The organism is Bradyrhizobium sp. HKCCYLRH3097 (assembly GCF_051167875.1).
Classification (GTDB): Bacteria; Pseudomonadota; Alphaproteobacteria; order Rhizobiales; family Xanthobacteraceae; genus Bradyrhizobium.
Genome location: NZ_JBNPTX010000001.1, coordinates 841,247 through 857,521, shown reverse-complemented (window position 1 = coordinate 857,521; position 16,275 = coordinate 841,247). Strand labels below are relative to the sequence as shown.

At 67.4% G+C, this 16,275-nt stretch carries 15 protein-coding genes; 7 read left to right on the top strand and 8 right to left on the bottom strand.

Annotation, left to right across the window (positions count from 1 at the left end; translation table 11 throughout):
• Positions 1 to 85 precede the first annotated feature (85 nt).
• The 3 genes from ACQR0U_RS03865 to ACQR0U_RS03855 all read left to right on the top strand — a co-directional run bounded on the left by ACQR0U_RS03865 (position 86) and on the right by ACQR0U_RS03855 (position 2,971).
• Entirely contained in the window at positions 86 to 1,024 is a 939-nt protein-coding gene (locus tag ACQR0U_RS03865; protein WP_316167301.1) for a ring-cleaving dioxygenase, read from the top strand.
• Positions 1,021 to 1,653, top strand: coding sequence for an alpha/beta hydrolase (locus tag ACQR0U_RS03860; RefSeq protein ID WP_316172721.1), 633 nt, complete (start codon positions 1,021 to 1,023; stop codon positions 1,651 to 1,653). The genes ACQR0U_RS03865 and ACQR0U_RS03860 overlap by 4 nt, the downstream gene beginning before the upstream one ends.
• Before the next feature lie 112 nt (positions 1,654 to 1,765).
• Positions 1,766 to 2,971, top strand: a complete 1,206-nt coding sequence (locus tag ACQR0U_RS03855) for an amidohydrolase family protein (RefSeq protein ID WP_434842634.1) — start codon at positions 1,766 to 1,768, stop codon at positions 2,969 to 2,971.
• 7 nt (positions 2,972 to 2,978) lie between these two features.
• Here the strand turns inward: ACQR0U_RS03855 and ACQR0U_RS03850 are convergent, their stop codons facing one another.
• The 4 genes from ACQR0U_RS03850 to ACQR0U_RS03835 form a co-directional block, all read right to left on the bottom strand.
• Positions 2,979 to 4,211 carry a carboxylate-amine ligase gene (locus tag ACQR0U_RS03850; RefSeq protein WP_434842633.1) on the bottom strand — a complete coding sequence of 411 codons (1,233 nt, stop codon included), beginning with the start codon at positions 4,209 to 4,211 and terminating at the stop codon, positions 2,979 to 2,981.
• A 20-nt stretch (positions 4,212 to 4,231) separates the two neighbouring features.
• Entirely contained in the window at positions 4,232 to 6,004 is a 1,773-nt protein-coding gene (locus tag ACQR0U_RS03845; RefSeq protein ID WP_434842632.1) for an N-acetylglutaminylglutamine amidotransferase, read from the bottom strand.
• A gap of 26 nt (positions 6,005 to 6,030) precedes the next feature.
• Positions 6,031 to 6,858, bottom strand: coding sequence for a class II glutamine amidotransferase (locus ACQR0U_RS03840; RefSeq protein ID WP_316169580.1), 828 nt, complete (start codon positions 6,856 to 6,858; stop codon positions 6,031 to 6,033).
• Positions 6,859 to 7,217: 359 nt separating this feature from the next.
• Positions 7,218 to 8,099: a LysR family transcriptional regulator gene (locus tag ACQR0U_RS03835; RefSeq protein WP_315752172.1), complete on the bottom strand. Its 882-nt coding sequence runs from the start codon at positions 8,097 to 8,099 to the stop codon at positions 7,218 to 7,220.
• Between the two features lie 110 nt (positions 8,100 to 8,209).
• Between ACQR0U_RS03835 and ACQR0U_RS03830 the strand changes: the two genes are divergently transcribed.
• Positions 8,210 to 8,629, top strand: a complete 420-nt coding sequence (locus ACQR0U_RS03830; RefSeq protein WP_316183746.1) for a CidA/LrgA family protein — start codon at positions 8,210 to 8,212, stop codon at positions 8,627 to 8,629.
• Entirely contained in the window at positions 8,604 to 9,314 is a 711-nt protein-coding gene (locus ACQR0U_RS03825) for an LrgB family protein (RefSeq protein WP_315825887.1), read from the top strand. The genes ACQR0U_RS03830 and ACQR0U_RS03825 overlap by 26 nt, the downstream gene beginning before the upstream one ends.
• Before the next feature lie 5 nt (positions 9,315 to 9,319).
• Here the strand turns inward: ACQR0U_RS03825 and ACQR0U_RS03820 are convergent, their stop codons facing one another.
• The 4 genes from ACQR0U_RS03820 to ACQR0U_RS03805 form a co-directional block, all read right to left on the bottom strand.
• The gene (locus ACQR0U_RS03820) at positions 9,320 to 10,150 is read right to left on the bottom strand and encodes a type 1 glutamine amidotransferase (protein WP_434842631.1); all 831 of its coding nucleotides are present in this window, start codon (positions 10,148 to 10,150) and stop codon (positions 9,320 to 9,322) included.
• Positions 10,151 to 10,173: 23 nt separating this feature from the next.
• Entirely contained in the window at positions 10,174 to 11,004 is an 831-nt protein-coding gene (locus ACQR0U_RS03815) for a hypothetical protein (RefSeq protein ID WP_316227079.1), read from the bottom strand.
• Positions 11,005 to 11,136: 132 nt separating this feature from the next.
• Entirely contained in the window at positions 11,137 to 11,601 is a 465-nt protein-coding gene (locus tag ACQR0U_RS03810) for a hypothetical protein (protein WP_315752176.1), read from the bottom strand.
• Positions 11,602 to 11,750: 149 nt separating this feature from the next.
• Positions 11,751 to 12,443, bottom strand: coding sequence for an HAD family hydrolase (locus tag ACQR0U_RS03805; RefSeq protein WP_434842630.1), 693 nt, complete (start codon positions 12,441 to 12,443; stop codon positions 11,751 to 11,753).
• A gap of 106 nt (positions 12,444 to 12,549) precedes the next feature.
• Here ACQR0U_RS03805 and ACQR0U_RS03800 point away from each other — a divergent pair, with 106 nt between their 5' ends.
• Both ACQR0U_RS03800 and ACQR0U_RS03795 read left to right on the top strand, forming a co-directional pair.
• Positions 12,550 to 13,236: a hypothetical protein gene (locus tag ACQR0U_RS03800; protein ID WP_316169583.1), complete on the top strand. Its 687-nt coding sequence runs from the start codon at positions 12,550 to 12,552 to the stop codon at positions 13,234 to 13,236.
• Between the two features lie 132 nt (positions 13,237 to 13,368).
• The gene (locus tag ACQR0U_RS03795; RefSeq protein ID WP_434842629.1) at positions 13,369 to 15,393 is read left to right on the top strand and encodes a YgiQ family radical SAM protein; all 2,025 of its coding nucleotides are present in this window, start codon (positions 13,369 to 13,371) and stop codon (positions 15,391 to 15,393) included.
• Positions 15,394 to 16,275 lie beyond the last annotated feature (882 nt).

Genomic DNA, 16,275 nt, shown 5'->3' with positions numbered 1-16,275 from the left:
ACGGATTGTCTCCAAATCAAAGCCGGCCAATATTGTGCCCAGGAAATCAACGGCCCTTTCGGCGGCCCATCGACAGGAGACCCACATGCCCGGACTGCACCACGTGACTGCGATTGCCGGCGATCCGATCCGCAATTTCGGCTTCTACACCCGCGACCTCGGGCTGCGCTTCGTCAAGAAGACGGTCAATTTCGACGATCCCGGCACCTATCATTTCTACTACGGCGATGAGACCGGCCGCCCCGGCACCATCCTGACCTTCTTCCCCTGGGCCGGCGTGCGGCCGGGCCGCCGCGGCGTCGGCGAGACCCACCAGACCGCGTTCCGGGTGCCGCAGCGCTCCCTTGGCTACTGGACGCAGCGCCTGACCGAGAAGGGCATCGCCTATGAGGCGCTGGAGAAGCGCTTCGGTGAATCCGTGCTGCCGTTCGCCGATCCGGACGGCATGGCGCTCGCGCTGGTCGGCGTCCCCGGCGCGGAGAACGAGCCCGGCTACAGCAATGGCGACATTCCGGCCGAGCACGCGATCCGCGGCTTCCACGGCGTGACCCTGCTGCTCGACTCCGCCGAGAAGACCGCCGCCGTGCTGACCGATGTGTTCGGCTTTGCAGAGCAAGGCCGCGAAGGCTCGGTCATCCGCTTCAAGGCGCCGGGCGACGCGCAGGGCAGCGTGGTCGACATCTACGAGGCCAAGGGCTTCCTGCGCGGCGCGCAGGGCGCCGGGTCGGTGCATCACATCGCCTTCCGCGCCGCCGATGACGCCGCACAGGGCGTGATGGCGCAGCGGCTGGTCGATCGCCACGGCCTGCATCCGACCGAGCAGAAGGACCGCAACTACTTCCGCTCGATCTACTTCCGTGAGCCTGGCGGGGTGCTGTTCGAGATCGCGACCGATATCCCGGGCTTCGCGGTCGACGAGCCGGTCGCCGAGCTCGGACGAAACCTGAAGCTGCCCGCTTTCCTCGAATCGCACCGCAAGCAGATCGAAGGCGTGCTGCCCAACCTCGAAGAGGCCGCATCATGACCGTGGCATTGTCCTTCACCCACCGCTTCCAGCCGGGACGCACACCGGGAGCAGCCCCACTGCTGCTCCTGCACGGCACCGGCGGCGACGAGAACGATCTGCTGCCGCTCGGCGCCACGCTGTCGCCCGGCGCCGCCCTGCTGTCGCCGCGCGGCCAGGTGCTCGAGCATGGCATGCCGCGCTTCTTCCGCCGGCTTGCCGAGGGCGTGTTCGACGAGGACGACGTCCGCCGACGCGCGCTGGAGCTCGGCGCCTTCATCGGCGAGGCGCGTCAGCACTACGGGATCGGAGCGCCGGTCGCGGTCGGCTATTCCAACGGCGCCAACATCGCCGCCGCGCTGCTGCTGCTGCAGCCGGAAGCGCTGACCGGTGCAGTGCTGTTCCGCGCCATGGTGCCGCTGGCGCATCCTCCGGCCGCCACGCTCGCGCGCCGGCCGGTGCTGATGCTGTCGGGGCTCGCTGATCCGATCGTGCCCGCCAGCAATTCGGCGAAGCTGTGCACGCAGCTCACCGAGGCCGGCGCCGACGTGACCCACACGACGCTTCCGGCGGGGCACCAATTGTCGCAGGCGGATGTGACGCTGGCGCGCGACTGGCTCGCCGGACTGCCGCAGGCGATCGCCGCCTGAAGACGCTTGCGGCTGTCGCGGCTCCTGGCCAAGAATGTGGTCTCATCGGCACCAGCATCGGACCGCCCCTCCGGCGGCTCCGATGCTGGCGGATGGATGGGAAGGATCGTGCATGGCCGTCGACAAGCTGTTCATCAATGCGCGGCTCGACCGCGGCGCGCGCCATGCGATCACGGTCGACGGCGGCCGCATCAGCGGTGTTCTCGCTGAGACCGAGCGCCCCGAGGCGCGCGAGGTGATCGATCTCGGCGGCGCGCTGGTCGTGCCCGGCTTCGTCGAGGGCCACATCCATCTCGACACCAGCTTCTACGGCGATGCCTGGAAGCCGCACAAGCCGTGCACCAACGGCTTCGACGTGCATGAGCGCGTCACGTTCCAGGCGCAGAGCATGGCCGCGGCGGCACCGATGGACGTGCGCGCCCGCAACCAGCTCGATCTCTGCATCGGCCACGGCACCACGCGGATGCGCAGCCATGTGATGGTCGACGGCTCCGTCGGCCTCACATCGCTGGAAACGATCCTGCGCGTCCGCGACGAGTATCGCGAGCTGATCGAGATCCAGCTCGTCGCCTTTCCGCAGAGCGGCATCCTCAAGAGCCCGGGCACGCCCGAGCTGCTCGACGAGGCCATCCGGCTCGGCGCCAACCTCGTCGGCGGGCTCGACCCCGCGAGCTTCGACCGCGACGTCGAAAGGCATCTCGACGTCGTGTTCGGCACAGCCCACAAGCACGGCGTCGATGTCGATATCCATCTGCACGATCCGGGCATGCTCGGCCTGTTCGAGCTGGAGCAGATCGCGGCGCGCACGCGCGCCCTCGGCATGCAAGGGCGCGTCGCGGTCAGCCACGCCTACGCGCTCGGCGACCTGCCTGCTGACCCGCTGAAGAAGATTGCCGACGTCCTGGCGGCGTCTGGCGTCGCCATCATGACCAACGCTCCGGGCGCGCGGCCCTTCCCGCCGGTGGCGGTGCTGCGCGCGGCGGGGGTCACCGTGTTCAGCGGCAACGACAACATCCGCGATTCCTGGTGGCCCTATGGCGACGGCGATCTGTTGAACCGCGCCATGATGGTCGGCTATCGCTCCGGCTTCTATGTCGATGACGAGTTGCGGATGGCCTTTGACCTCGTCACCGAGGCCGGCGCCAAGGCCTTGAGGCTTGCGGACTACGGCCTGCGCGTCGGCGCGCGGGCCGACTTCGTCACCCTCGATGCCGAGCACGTGCCGGAGGCCGTCGTCGCCGTGCCAAAGGGCCGCTCAGTCTACAAGGACGGCCGCCTCATTGCGCGCGACGGCCGTGTGATCAGGCAGCCGACCTAGGCCCGCGTCATTGTGCCGGCTCGACCGGTGCCTGTGAGCGGGGCGGCTCGGCGCGCGACACCGTCGCGGCCTCGATCCAGCGCGTCACGGCCGACAACTGTCCGCCGGACTCGCGATAGGCCTGCAGCTGATAGTCGGCCGAGCTGCCGAACTGCATGATGATGCGGCAGTGCTCGACCTCGGCGAGACATCCCAGAACCTCCGCATGCGGTGCGACATCCGCGATCATGCGGTTGAGGATCTCCTGGCCCGTCACGGGACCGTCCTCGGTCACGAACAGACAGTCGGTGCCATAGCGCTGCGCCCGCCACTTGTTCTCGACCGCGATCGCGCGCTCGACATTGCCGACGCTCTCCGCAAGATCGGGATTGAGATAGAGGTAGCGTGCCAAAGCGCGATAGAGCGAGGCAATCGCCACGGCGTCATCCACCGACGTGCAGACGTCGGGCGCACGCAACTCCAAGGTCGGATGCCGCAGCGACGGCCGCATCGCCCACCAGACATGGCTCTCGTCCGGCATCACGCCGGACTTCGTCAGCGCCGCGACATAGCGATCATATTGCTGCTTCGAGGTGAAAAGCTCGGGCAGGCCGCTGCGCGGCAGCTCGTCATAGGCGGCGAGCCGATAGCCCTTCAGGCCGGTCTCGCGGGAATTCCAGAACGGCGAGGACGCAGACAGCGCGACGAACACCGGGATGTAAGGGAGCATCGCCCGCATCACCGCGAAGCGCAGGTCCGGGTCCGGCAACTGGACATGCACGTGCATGCCGCACAGCATGTTGCGCTGGCCGACGATGCGGAGGTCCTCCATCATCTCCGCGTAGCGCGGCTTGGGGCTCGGCTGTGAGCTGCGCCACGTCGCGGTCGGATGCGTGGAGCAGGCCAGGATGGTCAGGCCATACTGACTCGCCACGCTGGCAACCTCACGCCGCAGGAATTTCAGCTCCTCGCGCGCATCGCCGACATCGACATGCACGTTGGTGGCGACCTCGAGCTGCGCCTGCAGCATCTCGCGCATGGCCTGTCCGCCGGTCGACCAGTTGGCGGCCTCGAACAGATCGTCCGGCGTGCGGATCGCGACATCGCGCGTCCGCGCATCGACGAGAAAGTACTCCTCCTCGATGCCGAACGAATATTCCGTGACTTCCTCGCTGCCGGTGGCCGAGCGGATCACCAGACGACGCTCGTCATCGCTCAGGCCGAGCCGCAGCTTCTCCAAGATGCGTGGATCCAATCCCATGTGATCAATCCTGTCAGACGTCAAATGCCGTGAGTCTGCAGCCATGCCTCGAGCAGGGCCGCCTGCCACAGCCGCGAATGTCCCTTCGGGCTCATCTCGGCTTCGGGGTTTTGCAACATGTGGTCGATAAGGTCGCGCTGGTAGAGGCCGCGTGCGCGCGCCTTCTCGTCGTTGAGAACGTCCCGGACATAGTCGAGGAACGGGCCGCGCAGATAGCGCAGCGACGGCACCGGGAAGTATCCCTTGGGACGGTCGATCACCTCCGCCGGCACGCAGCGGCGTGCCGCCTCCTTGAGAATGTGCTTGCCGCCGCTCTTCACCTTCAGCTCGGCGGGCATGCGCGCGGCGAGCTCCACCACGTCGTGATCGAGGAACGGCACGCGGGCCTCCAGCCCGAACGCCATCGTCATGTTGTCGACCCGCTTCACGGGATCGTCGACCAGCATGATCTCGGTGTCGATCTGCAGAGCCTTGTCCACCGCCGAAGCGCCAGCATGAGCTGCGAAGAAGCGCTCCACGAATGCCAGGCTCTCGTCGCCGCCGAGCCACTCCGGCGCCAACAGCCGCTGCAGATCCGAATGCGTCCAGTCGAAATAGGCATTTTGATATTGCTGAACGGGATCGTTGGCCGAGAGAAAGCCCGGATACCAGCTGTACCCGCCGAACACCTCGTCCGCACCCTGCCCGCTCTGCACCACCTTGACACGCTTGGCGACCTCGGAAGACAGGAGATAGAATGCGACCGCGTCGTGGCTGACCATCGGCTCGGACATGGCGGCGATGGCATGGGGCAAGGCGTCGAGCGCGCGGTTGCCGCCTATCCTGATCTGCTCGTGGTTGGTGCCGAACGTCCGTGCGATGATGTCGGAGTAGTGGAATTCATCGCCGGTGTGCTTGCCCACAGCGTCAAAGCCGATCGAGAAGGTGCGGATGTCCTCGTGTCCCAGCTTGGACAGCAGCGCGACCAGCAGCGACGAATCCAGCCCGCCCGACAACAGCACACCGACGGGCACGTCGGCGACGCGGCGACGGTCCACCGCCGATGTCATCGCGTCCAGTAATGCATCCGACCATTCTTCCTGGCTCATGGCGCGATCGGTAGAGCGCGACGCGCCGACGCTGAACTGCCAGTACCTTTCGCGGCGCTGCGTTCCATCGGGCTCGATCGTCAGCAACGTCGCCGGCTCGAGCTTCTTCACGCCATTGAGGATCGTACGCGGCGCCCGAACGGCGGCGTGAAAACTGAAGAAATGATGCAGCGCCGTTCGGTCGATCGAGGTGTCGACATCACCACCGGCGAGCAGCGCCGGCAGGGACGAGGCAAAGCGGAGGAAGCCTGGCCCCTCGGTGTAGTACAGCGGCTTGATGCCGAGACGGTCGCGCACGATCACGACGCGTCCGCTGTCGCGCTCCCACAGCGCGAAGGCGAACATGCCCTTGAAGCGCTGAACGCAGGTCTTGCCCCAGGCATGATAGGCCTTGAGGATCACCTCGGTATCGCCGTCGGAGAAGAAGCGATAGCCCTTCGCCTGCAGCTCGGCGCGCAGCTCGCGGAAATTATAGATGCACCCATTGAACACGATGCCGAGGCCGAGCGCGGCATCGATCATCGGCTGCTGCGCGGCGGCTGATAGATCGAGAATGCTGAGACGACGGTGGCCCAGCGCGATTCCGCCCTGCACGTAGAGGCCAGTGGCGTCGGGACCGCGCGCCTGCATCGCATCGTTGACGCGGCCGAGCGCCGCGAGCGCGGGCTGTCCGGAAATCCTGACTTCACCACAAATGCCGCACATCGCGGATCATCCAGTTCCTGTTGTTCTTAGGTGCCGCCGACAACCCTCTGTCTTCGTTTGTGTTCCGCGGCGAAACCGGCAGAGTCTGCGTCAAATAGCGGAACGATTTCAGCGCGTCTGGACGCGCGCGCGACCAGCACGTGATCGGGCGGAACCTCGATCCAGTCCGGCTCCTTGTCAAAAGGCTCGGAGACGGCGATGACCTGATCACCATCTTCCCGGTAGTAAAGCGAGTTGGCGCGATCATTCGCAGCGAAGCGAAATGCGTAGAGATCGTGGCCGTTCGACAGGGCGGACGTGAAGCGCAGGTGCTCACGCAGACCGTCCTCGTTGACCAGCTGGCGGAGCGCGCGCAGCACGTTCGATGTCGCACCGATCGGGTCCTGATCGATGCCGGCGCCGACGATGGCGAGGAACACGGCTTCCGAATCGGTGGTGCCGAGCCGCGACGGATACAGCGCGTCCGGGATCATTGCCTCGACCTTGCGGCGAAGCCTGTTCCAGCTACCGACGAAGCCGTTGTGCATGAATAGCCAGCGGCCGCAGGCAAACGGATGGCAGTTCTGACGGGTCACGGCCGTGCCGGTCGCGGCGCGCACATGCGCGAAGAACAGATGTGAACGCAGGTGTCGGCAGAGATAGCGGAGGTTCTCATCGGACCACGCCGGGCGCGTCTCGCGATACAGGCCGGGCTCAGGATGATCCCCATACCAACCCAGACCGAAGCCATCGCCATTTGTGCCTGCGGTGGATTCCAGCGCGCGGATGCTCTGCGTCACCAGGGAATGTTCCGGCTCGGTCACATAGTGCTCGAAGGCGGTCGTCTCACCGCGGTACGCGATCCAGCGGCACATCCTGCCCCTCCGGTTCAATCAATGGGCTCGCGGCACGCCTGCGCGTGTCACGTTCTTTCGGAGCAGGCGGAAACGCGTCAAAGCACCCCTGGTTCCCGCGCACTCAGTCACGCACGGGACGTCAGCCTGTGGGAGCGCAGCTCAGCGAGTCATGCGCGAAGGCAACCTTCGTCAGCTCCTGCCGTTCCCGTCCGCACGTCCGAGGTCGCCTCTCCGGGCTCGCGCTTTCGCGGCGTTGCGACAGGTGTTCGATCGTTGCGAGTTGTGCGTAGAGCTCAGGTCCTCTCCAATCGCCATGGCGACACCGACCGTCTCGCCGCACGTTCCTCACAGATGAAGCGACATCGTCGCACTCATGTTCACGCCTCGCCGCGCTCGCGCACCAGCCGTAGCCACGCCGCCGCGGCCGGCGAGAGATAGGCGCCACGACGCCAGGCCATCGCCAGCGTCCATTCGGTGCCGGGCTCGTCGAGCAGGACGAGACTGATCGGCACCTGCGTGCGCTGGGTCGCAATCATGCGCGGCAGAAAGGCAACCCCGAGACCGGCGCCGGCGAGTTCGGCAATGAAATCGATCTGCGTGCTGCGCGCGGCCACAACCGGCTCGAAGCCGTTGCGGCGGCAGGCCTCGCGGAGGATGCGGTTGAGCGCGAAGCCGGCCTCGAACAGCACGAACGGCGTGTCGCGCAGCTCGGCGAGCGTGATCGTCTCGCGGCGGGCCAGCGGATGCTCGACAGAAACGAGCGCCATCAGCGGCTCGCGGCGCACGATCTGCGCGGCAAACTCATCGGCGATCGGCGGCAGCAGGCCGGCAAAATCGATGTCGCCTGCAGCCAGCAATTCGCTGAGCCGGTCGCTGCCGTGCTCCACCAGCCGGATCTCGATCTCCGGATGAAGCTGGCGGTAGAGCGCGAACAACGGCGCGAACAGCGTGCTCGATCCGATCGGCGGCAGGCCAAGGCGCAGCACGCCGCGCGTCAAGCCGCGCAGCTCGGCGAGCTCCGCCTGCAGATCATCGCGCTCCGTCAGCAGCCGGATCGCACGGCGATAGACGATCTCGCCAGCCGCTGTCATGCGGCTCTTGTGGCCGAGCCGGTCCAAGAGCGGCAATCCAAGCTCGTCCTCGAGCTGCTTGACGGCCTTGCTCACGGTCGACTGGGTCGCAAACACCACCTTGGCGGCCTGGGAGAAGCCGCCTTGCCGGACGACCTCGACGAAGGTCCTGAGGGTACGGAGTTCCATAATCGTGCCTTAGTATTCCATTTTGGACTTATTATCATTCAATCAATTCGCTTTCTACATGCTGCGATGCGACATACCTTGAAGGCGCAATCACTTCTCGGACGCGTCGCATGATGCATCGCAGCATTTCCATCGGGGTTCATCGCCTGCTCCGCCGCAACCGGCTGGTGCAGATCGGCCTGCTCGGCCTGTTCTGGGCTGTCGGCGAGGCGCTGGCCCGGACGACCGGCCTGCCATTGCCCGGCGGCATCATCGGAATGGCACTCGCGCTCGCCCTGTTCCTGGCCGGCGGGCTGAAGGTCGCCAGCATGAAGCGCGGCGCGAACTGGATGCTCGCCGAGATGCTGCTGTTCTTCGTGCCGGCGGTGCTGGCGCTGCTCGACCATCGCGAGCTGTTCGGCCTGCTTGGCCTGAAGATCTTTGCCTTGATCGTCGTCAGCACCACCGCCGTGATGTGCGTGACCGCGCTCACGATCGACCTCTGCTACCGTTGGACCGAGCGTCATGACCCTCGCCGCGCTGTGGCGTGAGCCGCTGATCCAGGCGGCTGTCTGGTCGCTCGCGACGATCCTGCTCTATGTGCTCGCCAAGCGCATGCACCGGCGCTGGCCGCGCTGGTGGCTGATGCCGCTCGCGGTGGCGCCAGCACTGCTGATGATCGCAGCGCTCGCGCTCAACGTCTCCTATCGCGACTACATCCGCGGCACGCATTGGCTGGTGGCGCTGCTCGGCCCGGCCACCGTCGCCTTCGCCGTGCCGATCTACGAGCAGCGGGCGCTGATCCGCCGCCGCTGGCCGCTGCTGCTGGCCGGCATGGTCGCGGGGAGCCTCACCGCGGTGGCGACCAGTTGGGCACTCGCCTATGTCCTCGGCATCGATGGCGAGCTGCGTCTGAGCCTGTTGCCGCGCTCGATCAGCACGCCGTTCGCGATGGAAGTCTCCGGCGAGATCGGCGGCATCCCCGATCTCACCGCCGTGTTCGTCGTGCTCACCGGCATCATCGGAGCCGCCGTCGGTGACCTCGTGCTCGCGCGGCTGCCGCTGCGCTCGACGCTGGCCAAGGGCGCGCTGTTCGGAGTCGGCGCGCACGGCGCGGGCACCGCGCGCGCCAACCAGATCGGTCGCGAGGAGGGCGCGGTCGCCGGCCTCGTGATGGTGCTGGTCGGGCTGATGAACGTGGCGCTGGCGCCGCTCATCATTCAGTTCATGCGGTAGCGCGCTCAGCCCCGTGCGAGCGAGGCGATCCAGTTGCTGATCTCTGTCTGCCGCATCCCGTCATTCGCCACGTCCTGGTCGAGCCCCAGCCGCCACAGAATGTCGCGCCGGGCACGGTCGTGGTGCAGGATCGCGAGATCGGCGGCGTAGCGCTCGAGCTCCGCCGGAGCGGCGAAGAAGCCCTCCTCGACCAGCGGCTGGCCGATGCGGCGGAGCACCCAGGCGACGTCCTGCAGGCTGAATTCGGGATGATACTGCACGCCCCAGAACCGGCCGCGGCCGCTGCGGATCTCCGCGGCCTGCACCTCGCTCATCGCGTTGCGTGCGGTGACCGTCGCATCCGGCGGCAGCCGGGTGACGATGTCGCTATGGATCGCCGGGGCATCGAACACGGCGCCCCGCGCCGCATGCATCGGATGATCGCGGCCCGCCTCCGTCAGCGCGATCTTGCGCGCGAAGCCGACCTCGCGGCCGGCCGGATTGAGTGACACCTCGCCGCCGGCCGCGACGCAGGCGAGCTGAAGCCCCCAGCATGAGCCGAACATCGGCACGCCCTGCGTGAAGATCGCGCGCACCAGCTCGATCTGACGCAGGGATTCCGGCTCGCGCTGATAGATATTGAGCGTCGATCCCGTGATGACGATGCCCTGATAGGCCTCGATCGGCTGCGGCAGGCGCGCATCGGCATCGGCGGGCGTGGCGATGTCGATCGCCGCGTCCGGCGCGAGTGCGCGCAGCACGGCCGCGTAGCTCTCCGACGGCGTGGCGCCTGCGACCTCGGCCCAGCGGCGTCGGCCGTCCAGCGAGTTGCCTTCGAGCACGAGCAATCTCAGCACTCGTCAAACCTCCGCCCGCCCGATCACGGATCCAACACGCCGCGCAGGAATCGCGCGCTCCGCTCGTGCACCTCCGGCCGGTTCAGGATCGTATGGACGTCGGCATCGATCACCATCACCTCCGCCTTCGCATCGTCCTTGAGCGCGGCGGCGCAGGAGCCGGTGACGGCGCGGTCCTTGTTCCAGGGATTGGCGGCCGAGAAATAGGGATCGCGCGCCGAAATCGCGTTCAGCACCGGCTCGGTCGGGCCGATGCCGAGCCCGGGCGCGGTGACGAAGTAGTTGTCCTCGCACGACCACGAATAGATCAGCCGCGCCGCCACGTCCTTGCCGGCGTAGCGGCCGACCGCCACCGCGCCCTCGCTGGTGCCCGCCAGCACGATCCGCAGCCGGTCGACCCAGCTCCAGTCGCGCGACGCCTTCAGCGCGTTCTCCAGCTCGGCCAGCCGCAAGGCGTGGACGTGCTCATAGGTCGCGACGTCGACCGGCGAGGTGTAGGTCAGCCGGTCGGGAATCGCGAGGCTGTCGGGCGCCACCGATGCCACTCCGAGCTCGTCGGCGAGCCAGGCCTGGAACTCCTTCACCGCCGGCGCGACGCCGCTCGACCCGTGCATCACGATCACGAGCGGCGCGATCCCGATCACGTCGGGCGCGTCCTCCGCACGGCCCTCCCAGCGCCGCCCGCCGGCGAGTGTCGCCGGCAACACCAGGTTGGCCCGGCTCCAGGTCAGCGCAAGATTGGCCGGCGACGGCTCCAGCACCGTCCCCCTGGTCTCGCCGGGCTTGTCGGCCGCGAGGGCGGCGGTCGCGCAGAGAAAGGCGGCGGCCATCGGCAGGACACGCGCCACGAACATGATCGATCCGTCCTTCTGCGAGGCGAGCACAGCGAGCCTGGCGCGCACCGTCCGTTTCAATCACGGCATCGGGCTGCGGACAAGCAAGTTGCGACGGACGGTGCATGCAGGGGCACCCATGCGGTGATGCGATCAGCAGGCGCGCAGCCGCCGGCGCTGGGCACGCGGCGTCTCCATCGACCGGACGTGATGGCGCGGCGTGGCCGCAGCGCAGACCATCGCATTGAGCGCGCCGGCCGGCACGGCGGCGGCCTCGCGCGTTCCTCCGCAGCCGCCGACGGCGCGGAGCCGCGGCACAACCGGCGACATGTCCCGCAAGGCCTCCTGGCGTACGCTCACATCGCTCCGGATCTCCACGGGAGAGAACGCCAGCAGCGTCGCCCGCAAGCCGCGAAGGATGGCGGCCATTGCGCGCGACGGCTGCGCCCAGCGAAACGGCCGGGCCGAACGCTTGGCGCGGCCATCGGCGCGCTTGGCTCGCCCTGCTCCACTGGGGCGACGGCCGCGCTGATTGGATGCTGATCCCTCGTCATCGACCTGCAACATCAGCCGGAACGGCTGTTCCGAGGGGCCGGCCGCGATCAACAACTTGCGCATGCGTCTCACCTTGATCTCGTCACGGCCAACCCGGCGGCCGCGTTCATCGACACCATGGCGCAAGCGCGGTGACCGCAAGCTGTTGCCGGATGTCAGCGACATGTCAGCTCCGCCGCAGGCGGCATTATCGCCGGATGGCGACGCGTCGCTCACAATCTCCCTCCCAGCCGCGCCATCACCAGATCCAGCACGCCGGCGTCGTCGAACGCAGCCGCGGTCAGCGCCGCGCCGGCCGCGATCAGCTCGTCGTGACCGAGATTGGTGCGCATGCCGACGGTGGCGATGCCGGCCGCCGTCGCCGCCGCGATGCCGGCGCGGGAATCCTCGAAGGCGACCGACCGTTCCGGCACGGCATCGATCGCGCGCAGGCCTTCCAGATAGGGCAGCGGGTGCGGCTTGCCGTGCGGCAGCTCGTCGCCGATGACCACGGCGCGAAACCGGTCCATCAGGCCGAGCCCGTGCAGGATCAGCTCGGCATTGGCCCGCGGCGCGTTGGTCACGGCCACCACTGGAATCGCCGCCGCCGCGGCCCGATCGAGCAGCGCCATCAGGCCCGGCAGCGGCTGCACCGCGCCGGCGGCGAGGCTGCGAAACACCTCCTCCTTCTGCGCCATGACCGCCGCGCGCCGCTCGGGCGGCTCATCGGGCAGAAATTGGGCGGAGATCGACAAATTGGATCGGCCGAGCAGTTCGCGTGCCGCCCGCGCGCGGTCGAACACATGACCATATGGCCCGAACACCGCGTTGAAGGCCTGCAGATGCAGCGCATCGGTATCAGCGAGCGTGCCGTCGATGTCGAACAGCAAAGCCCGCCCCTTATTGATAACGCCTCGCATCAGCAAATTGACCTCAACTCATCCGGATGTTGACGCGATCTGATCCAACTCTCGACCAGACCAGCTGTCGTTATTCCTCAAACGGCGTGAAACCGCGACGGGGGAAATTGCGATGATCGGCCAGTTGAGCGCATTGCCTGTTTTGACATCGTCGAGGCTCGGAGCGGCCGCCGCGCTGGTCTCCGTCATCTGCATTGCCGCGCCCGGCGCCGCGCAGGCCGGCCCCGCCAACGGCGACATGGTCAACGGCCAGTACTGCAACGATCTCTGCAAGGCCTATATGGCCTGGTCCGACCGCATGCTGGCCGTCACCCAGCCGGCGTCCTATTCGCGGCCGCAGGTGCGGGTCGCGGTGCCGCAGAGCATGACGCCGAAGAAGATGGACAAGGCCGAGAAGCCGGACCGGATGGCGCAGCACGGACCGAAGCCGCATCGGCCGGCGAACCTGAACTCCTTTGCGCAGCTGCCCTCCGGCACCCAGGCCGCGCAGTCTTCGATGGAGCCGCCGCCGAGCGACCTCGCCGCGTCCGACGCGCCGGCGACAGGTCGGCTGTTCGCCGCCGACCCGCTGCCCCACTCCGCCATCGCCGACATGCGGCGCGCGACCGACGCCGCCGGCCTGCGGCTGGTGTCGATGACCGAGCCCGGCATGGCCCCCGTCACGGTCGGCGAGGCCGGCGGCAGCCCGCGCTCGAAGATGCCCTCGATGTGGATCATGCTTGCCGCAGCCGCGCTGCTGGCCTATTTCGGCCATGGCTGGCTCAAGCGCCGCAACGGCGCGTCGCATCACCTCAACTGAGACGGCAGGAACCGCGACGTCAGGTCGCCCGCGCAACGCCGCGGGAACCATTCCGGACAAATTGACCACCTGCCCTCGCCTGCGACCGGGGCTTCGGTTGAACTCGCAGCGCTGCGGCTCTATGCGTGGGCGATGAACATCGCCCTCACCGCCCCACCGCTGAGTTCCTGGCCGCGCCATCGCGCGGACCTGAAGCCTGCGCCGTTCCTTCCGATGAGCCGCAAGGAGATGGACGCGCTCGGCTGGGACGCCTGCGACATCGTGCTGGTGACCGGCGACGCCTATGTCGACCATCCTTCCTTCGGCATGGCGATCATCGGCCGGCTGCTCGAGGCCCAGGGCTTTCGCGTCGGCATCATCTCGCAGCCCGACTGGCACTCCGCCGAGCCGTTCAAGGCGCTCGGCAAACCGCGCGTGTTCTTCGGCGTCACCGGCGGCAACATGGATTCCATGGTCAACCGCTACACCGCCGATCGCCGCATCCGCAGCGACGACGCCTATACGCCCAATGGCGAAGGCGGCAGGCGGCCGGACCGCTGCACGCTGGTCTATGCGCAGCGCTGCCGCGAGGCGTTCAAGGACGTGCCGGTCGTACTCGGCGGCATCGAGGCGTCGCTGCGCCGCATCGCGCATTACGACTACTGGTCCGACAAGGTGCGCCGCTCGGTGCTGGCCGACGCCAAGGCCGACATCCTGATCTACGGCAATGCCGAGCGTGCGGTGATCGAGGTCGCGCATCGGATCGCCGGCGGCGAAGCGCCGAAGGACATCCAGTCGGTGCGCGGCACCGCGCTGTTCCGCAAAGTCCCTGAGGGCTACGTCGAGCTTCACGCCGACGATCTCGACTCCGCCGACGAAGGCGCTGCGCGCGAGAAGGGCGACGTGGTTATCCGGCTGCCGTCCTGCGAGCAGGTCGAGGCCGACAAGGAAGCCTATGCCCGCGCCTCGCGCGTGCTGCACCGGGAGAGCAATCCGGGCAATGCGCGTCCCCTGGTGCAGCGTCATGGCGACCGCGACCTCTGGCTCAACCCGCCGCCGATCCCGCTGACCATGGCGGAGATGGATAGCGTCTACGATCTGCCCTATGCCCGCGCGCCGCATCCGTCCTATGGCGACGCCAAGATCCCGGCCTGGGACATGATCAAGTTCTCGGTGACGATCATGCGCGGCTGCTTCGGCGGCTGCACCTTCTGCTCGATCACCGAGCATGAGGGCCGCATCATCCAGAGCCGCTCGGAAGGCTCGATTTTGCAGGAGATCGAGCGCATCCGCGACAAGACGCCGGGCTTCACCGGCGTGATCTCCGACATCGGCGGCCCGACCGCCAACATGTACCGGATGGCCTGCAAGGATCCGAAGGTCGAGGCTGCGTGCCGCCGGCCAAGCTGCGTGTTTCCGGAGATCTGCCCGAACCTCAACACCTCGCATGACGATCTCATCCGCCTCTATCGCAAGGTGCGCGAGGTCAAGGGCGTCAAGCGCGTGATGGTGGCCTCCGGCGTGCGCTACGACCTCGCGGTCGAGAGCCCGGCCTACATCAAGGAGCTCGTCACGCATCACGTCGGCGGCTATCTCAAGATCGCGCCGGAACATACCGAGCGCGGCCCGCTCGACAAGATGATGAAGCCGGGCATCGGCAGCTATGACCGCTTCAAGCAGATGTTCGACGCCGCCGCCAAGGAGGCCGGCAAGAAGTACTACCTGATCCCGTATTTCATCGCCGCCCATCCCGGCACGTCAGACGAGGACATGATGAACCTCGCGCTGTGGCTGAAGAAGAACCGCTACCGCGCCGATCAGGTCCAGACCTTCCTGCCCTCGCCGATGGCGACCGCAACGGCGATGTACCACACCGGTGTCAATCCGTTGCGCGGCGTGCGTCACGGCGGCAGTGACAAGGTCGAAGCCATCAAGGGCCTGCGGCAGCGAAGGCTGCACAAGGCATTCCTGCGCTATCACGATCCGGACAACTGGCCGGTGCTGCGCGACGCGCTGCGCGCGATGGGCCGCGCCGACCTGATCGGCTCTCGTCCGGACCAACTGGTGCCGGCCCATCAGCCGCCCGGCACCGGCAAGGCCGCAACGACACGGCGGCCGGTGCGCCCGGAGCAGCGACCGCAGCGTTTCACGACGAAGGGTGTGCGGATCAGGAAGTAGTCCGCGCTGGACGACCTCCGATCTCGGCGTCAAGGGCAAGCCCGCACCCCACACTCTCCCGTCGTCCCGGACGAGCGCGCATCGCGCGCGAAGATCCGGGATCCATAACCACAGGGAGACGTGTTGGGTACATCCTGAGCCACCAGCGTGCCTCACACATCCGCCGGTGGTGATGGGTCCCGGCTCAAGGCCGGGACGACACTCAGTGTGTCGCATGGCCGTTCCACCTCACAGGCGTGATGAGCATCGCGAGCGCGACGTATCCGCGCCCACGCACCACATCCACTGCACGATTTCTCCAAACAGCCCACCGCAGCCCCGCGACGCCATTCGCGCCCAGGTCATGCTGCCGACAACGCCCTCGACAAACGAGAGGGCGCGGGGAAGACCGGACCTCGACTGAGGCCCGTGGCCCGCCTGCAGAAAAAAATGCAGGCGGCAGGTACCACGAGTCCAGCCGGACGACCCGGCCTTCCCCGCGCGCTGGTTTTAACGGCTGCTTCGCGATCTCCCTGGGGACCGGGCTGTCTTGCCCCCATCACCGGCGAGACGCGTCTGACGCATCATCGACCGGCTTGACCTCAGCATCGGGAGGCCAGGACCACGCGACTTGACCGTACGCACCAGGCTCATTCGTCGGCCCGCTTGCGCGAAAGCCCCGAACCCGACACGTCCATCGCTCCCCGCTTGCTACGCTCCGTGACGATCGGCCGAAACGTCCCTCTTCATCGCGAGCGGGATGGCCGGAAACATCGTTCTGATTTGCCCGACGATGCAAGCCGAACAGCGTGCGACAAACTGGCTCGACGGGCAATCTGCGCATGACGGGGATGCGGGAATTGCCCGTCGGGCCGACAGAGAACTGATGAGCACGGACGGGCC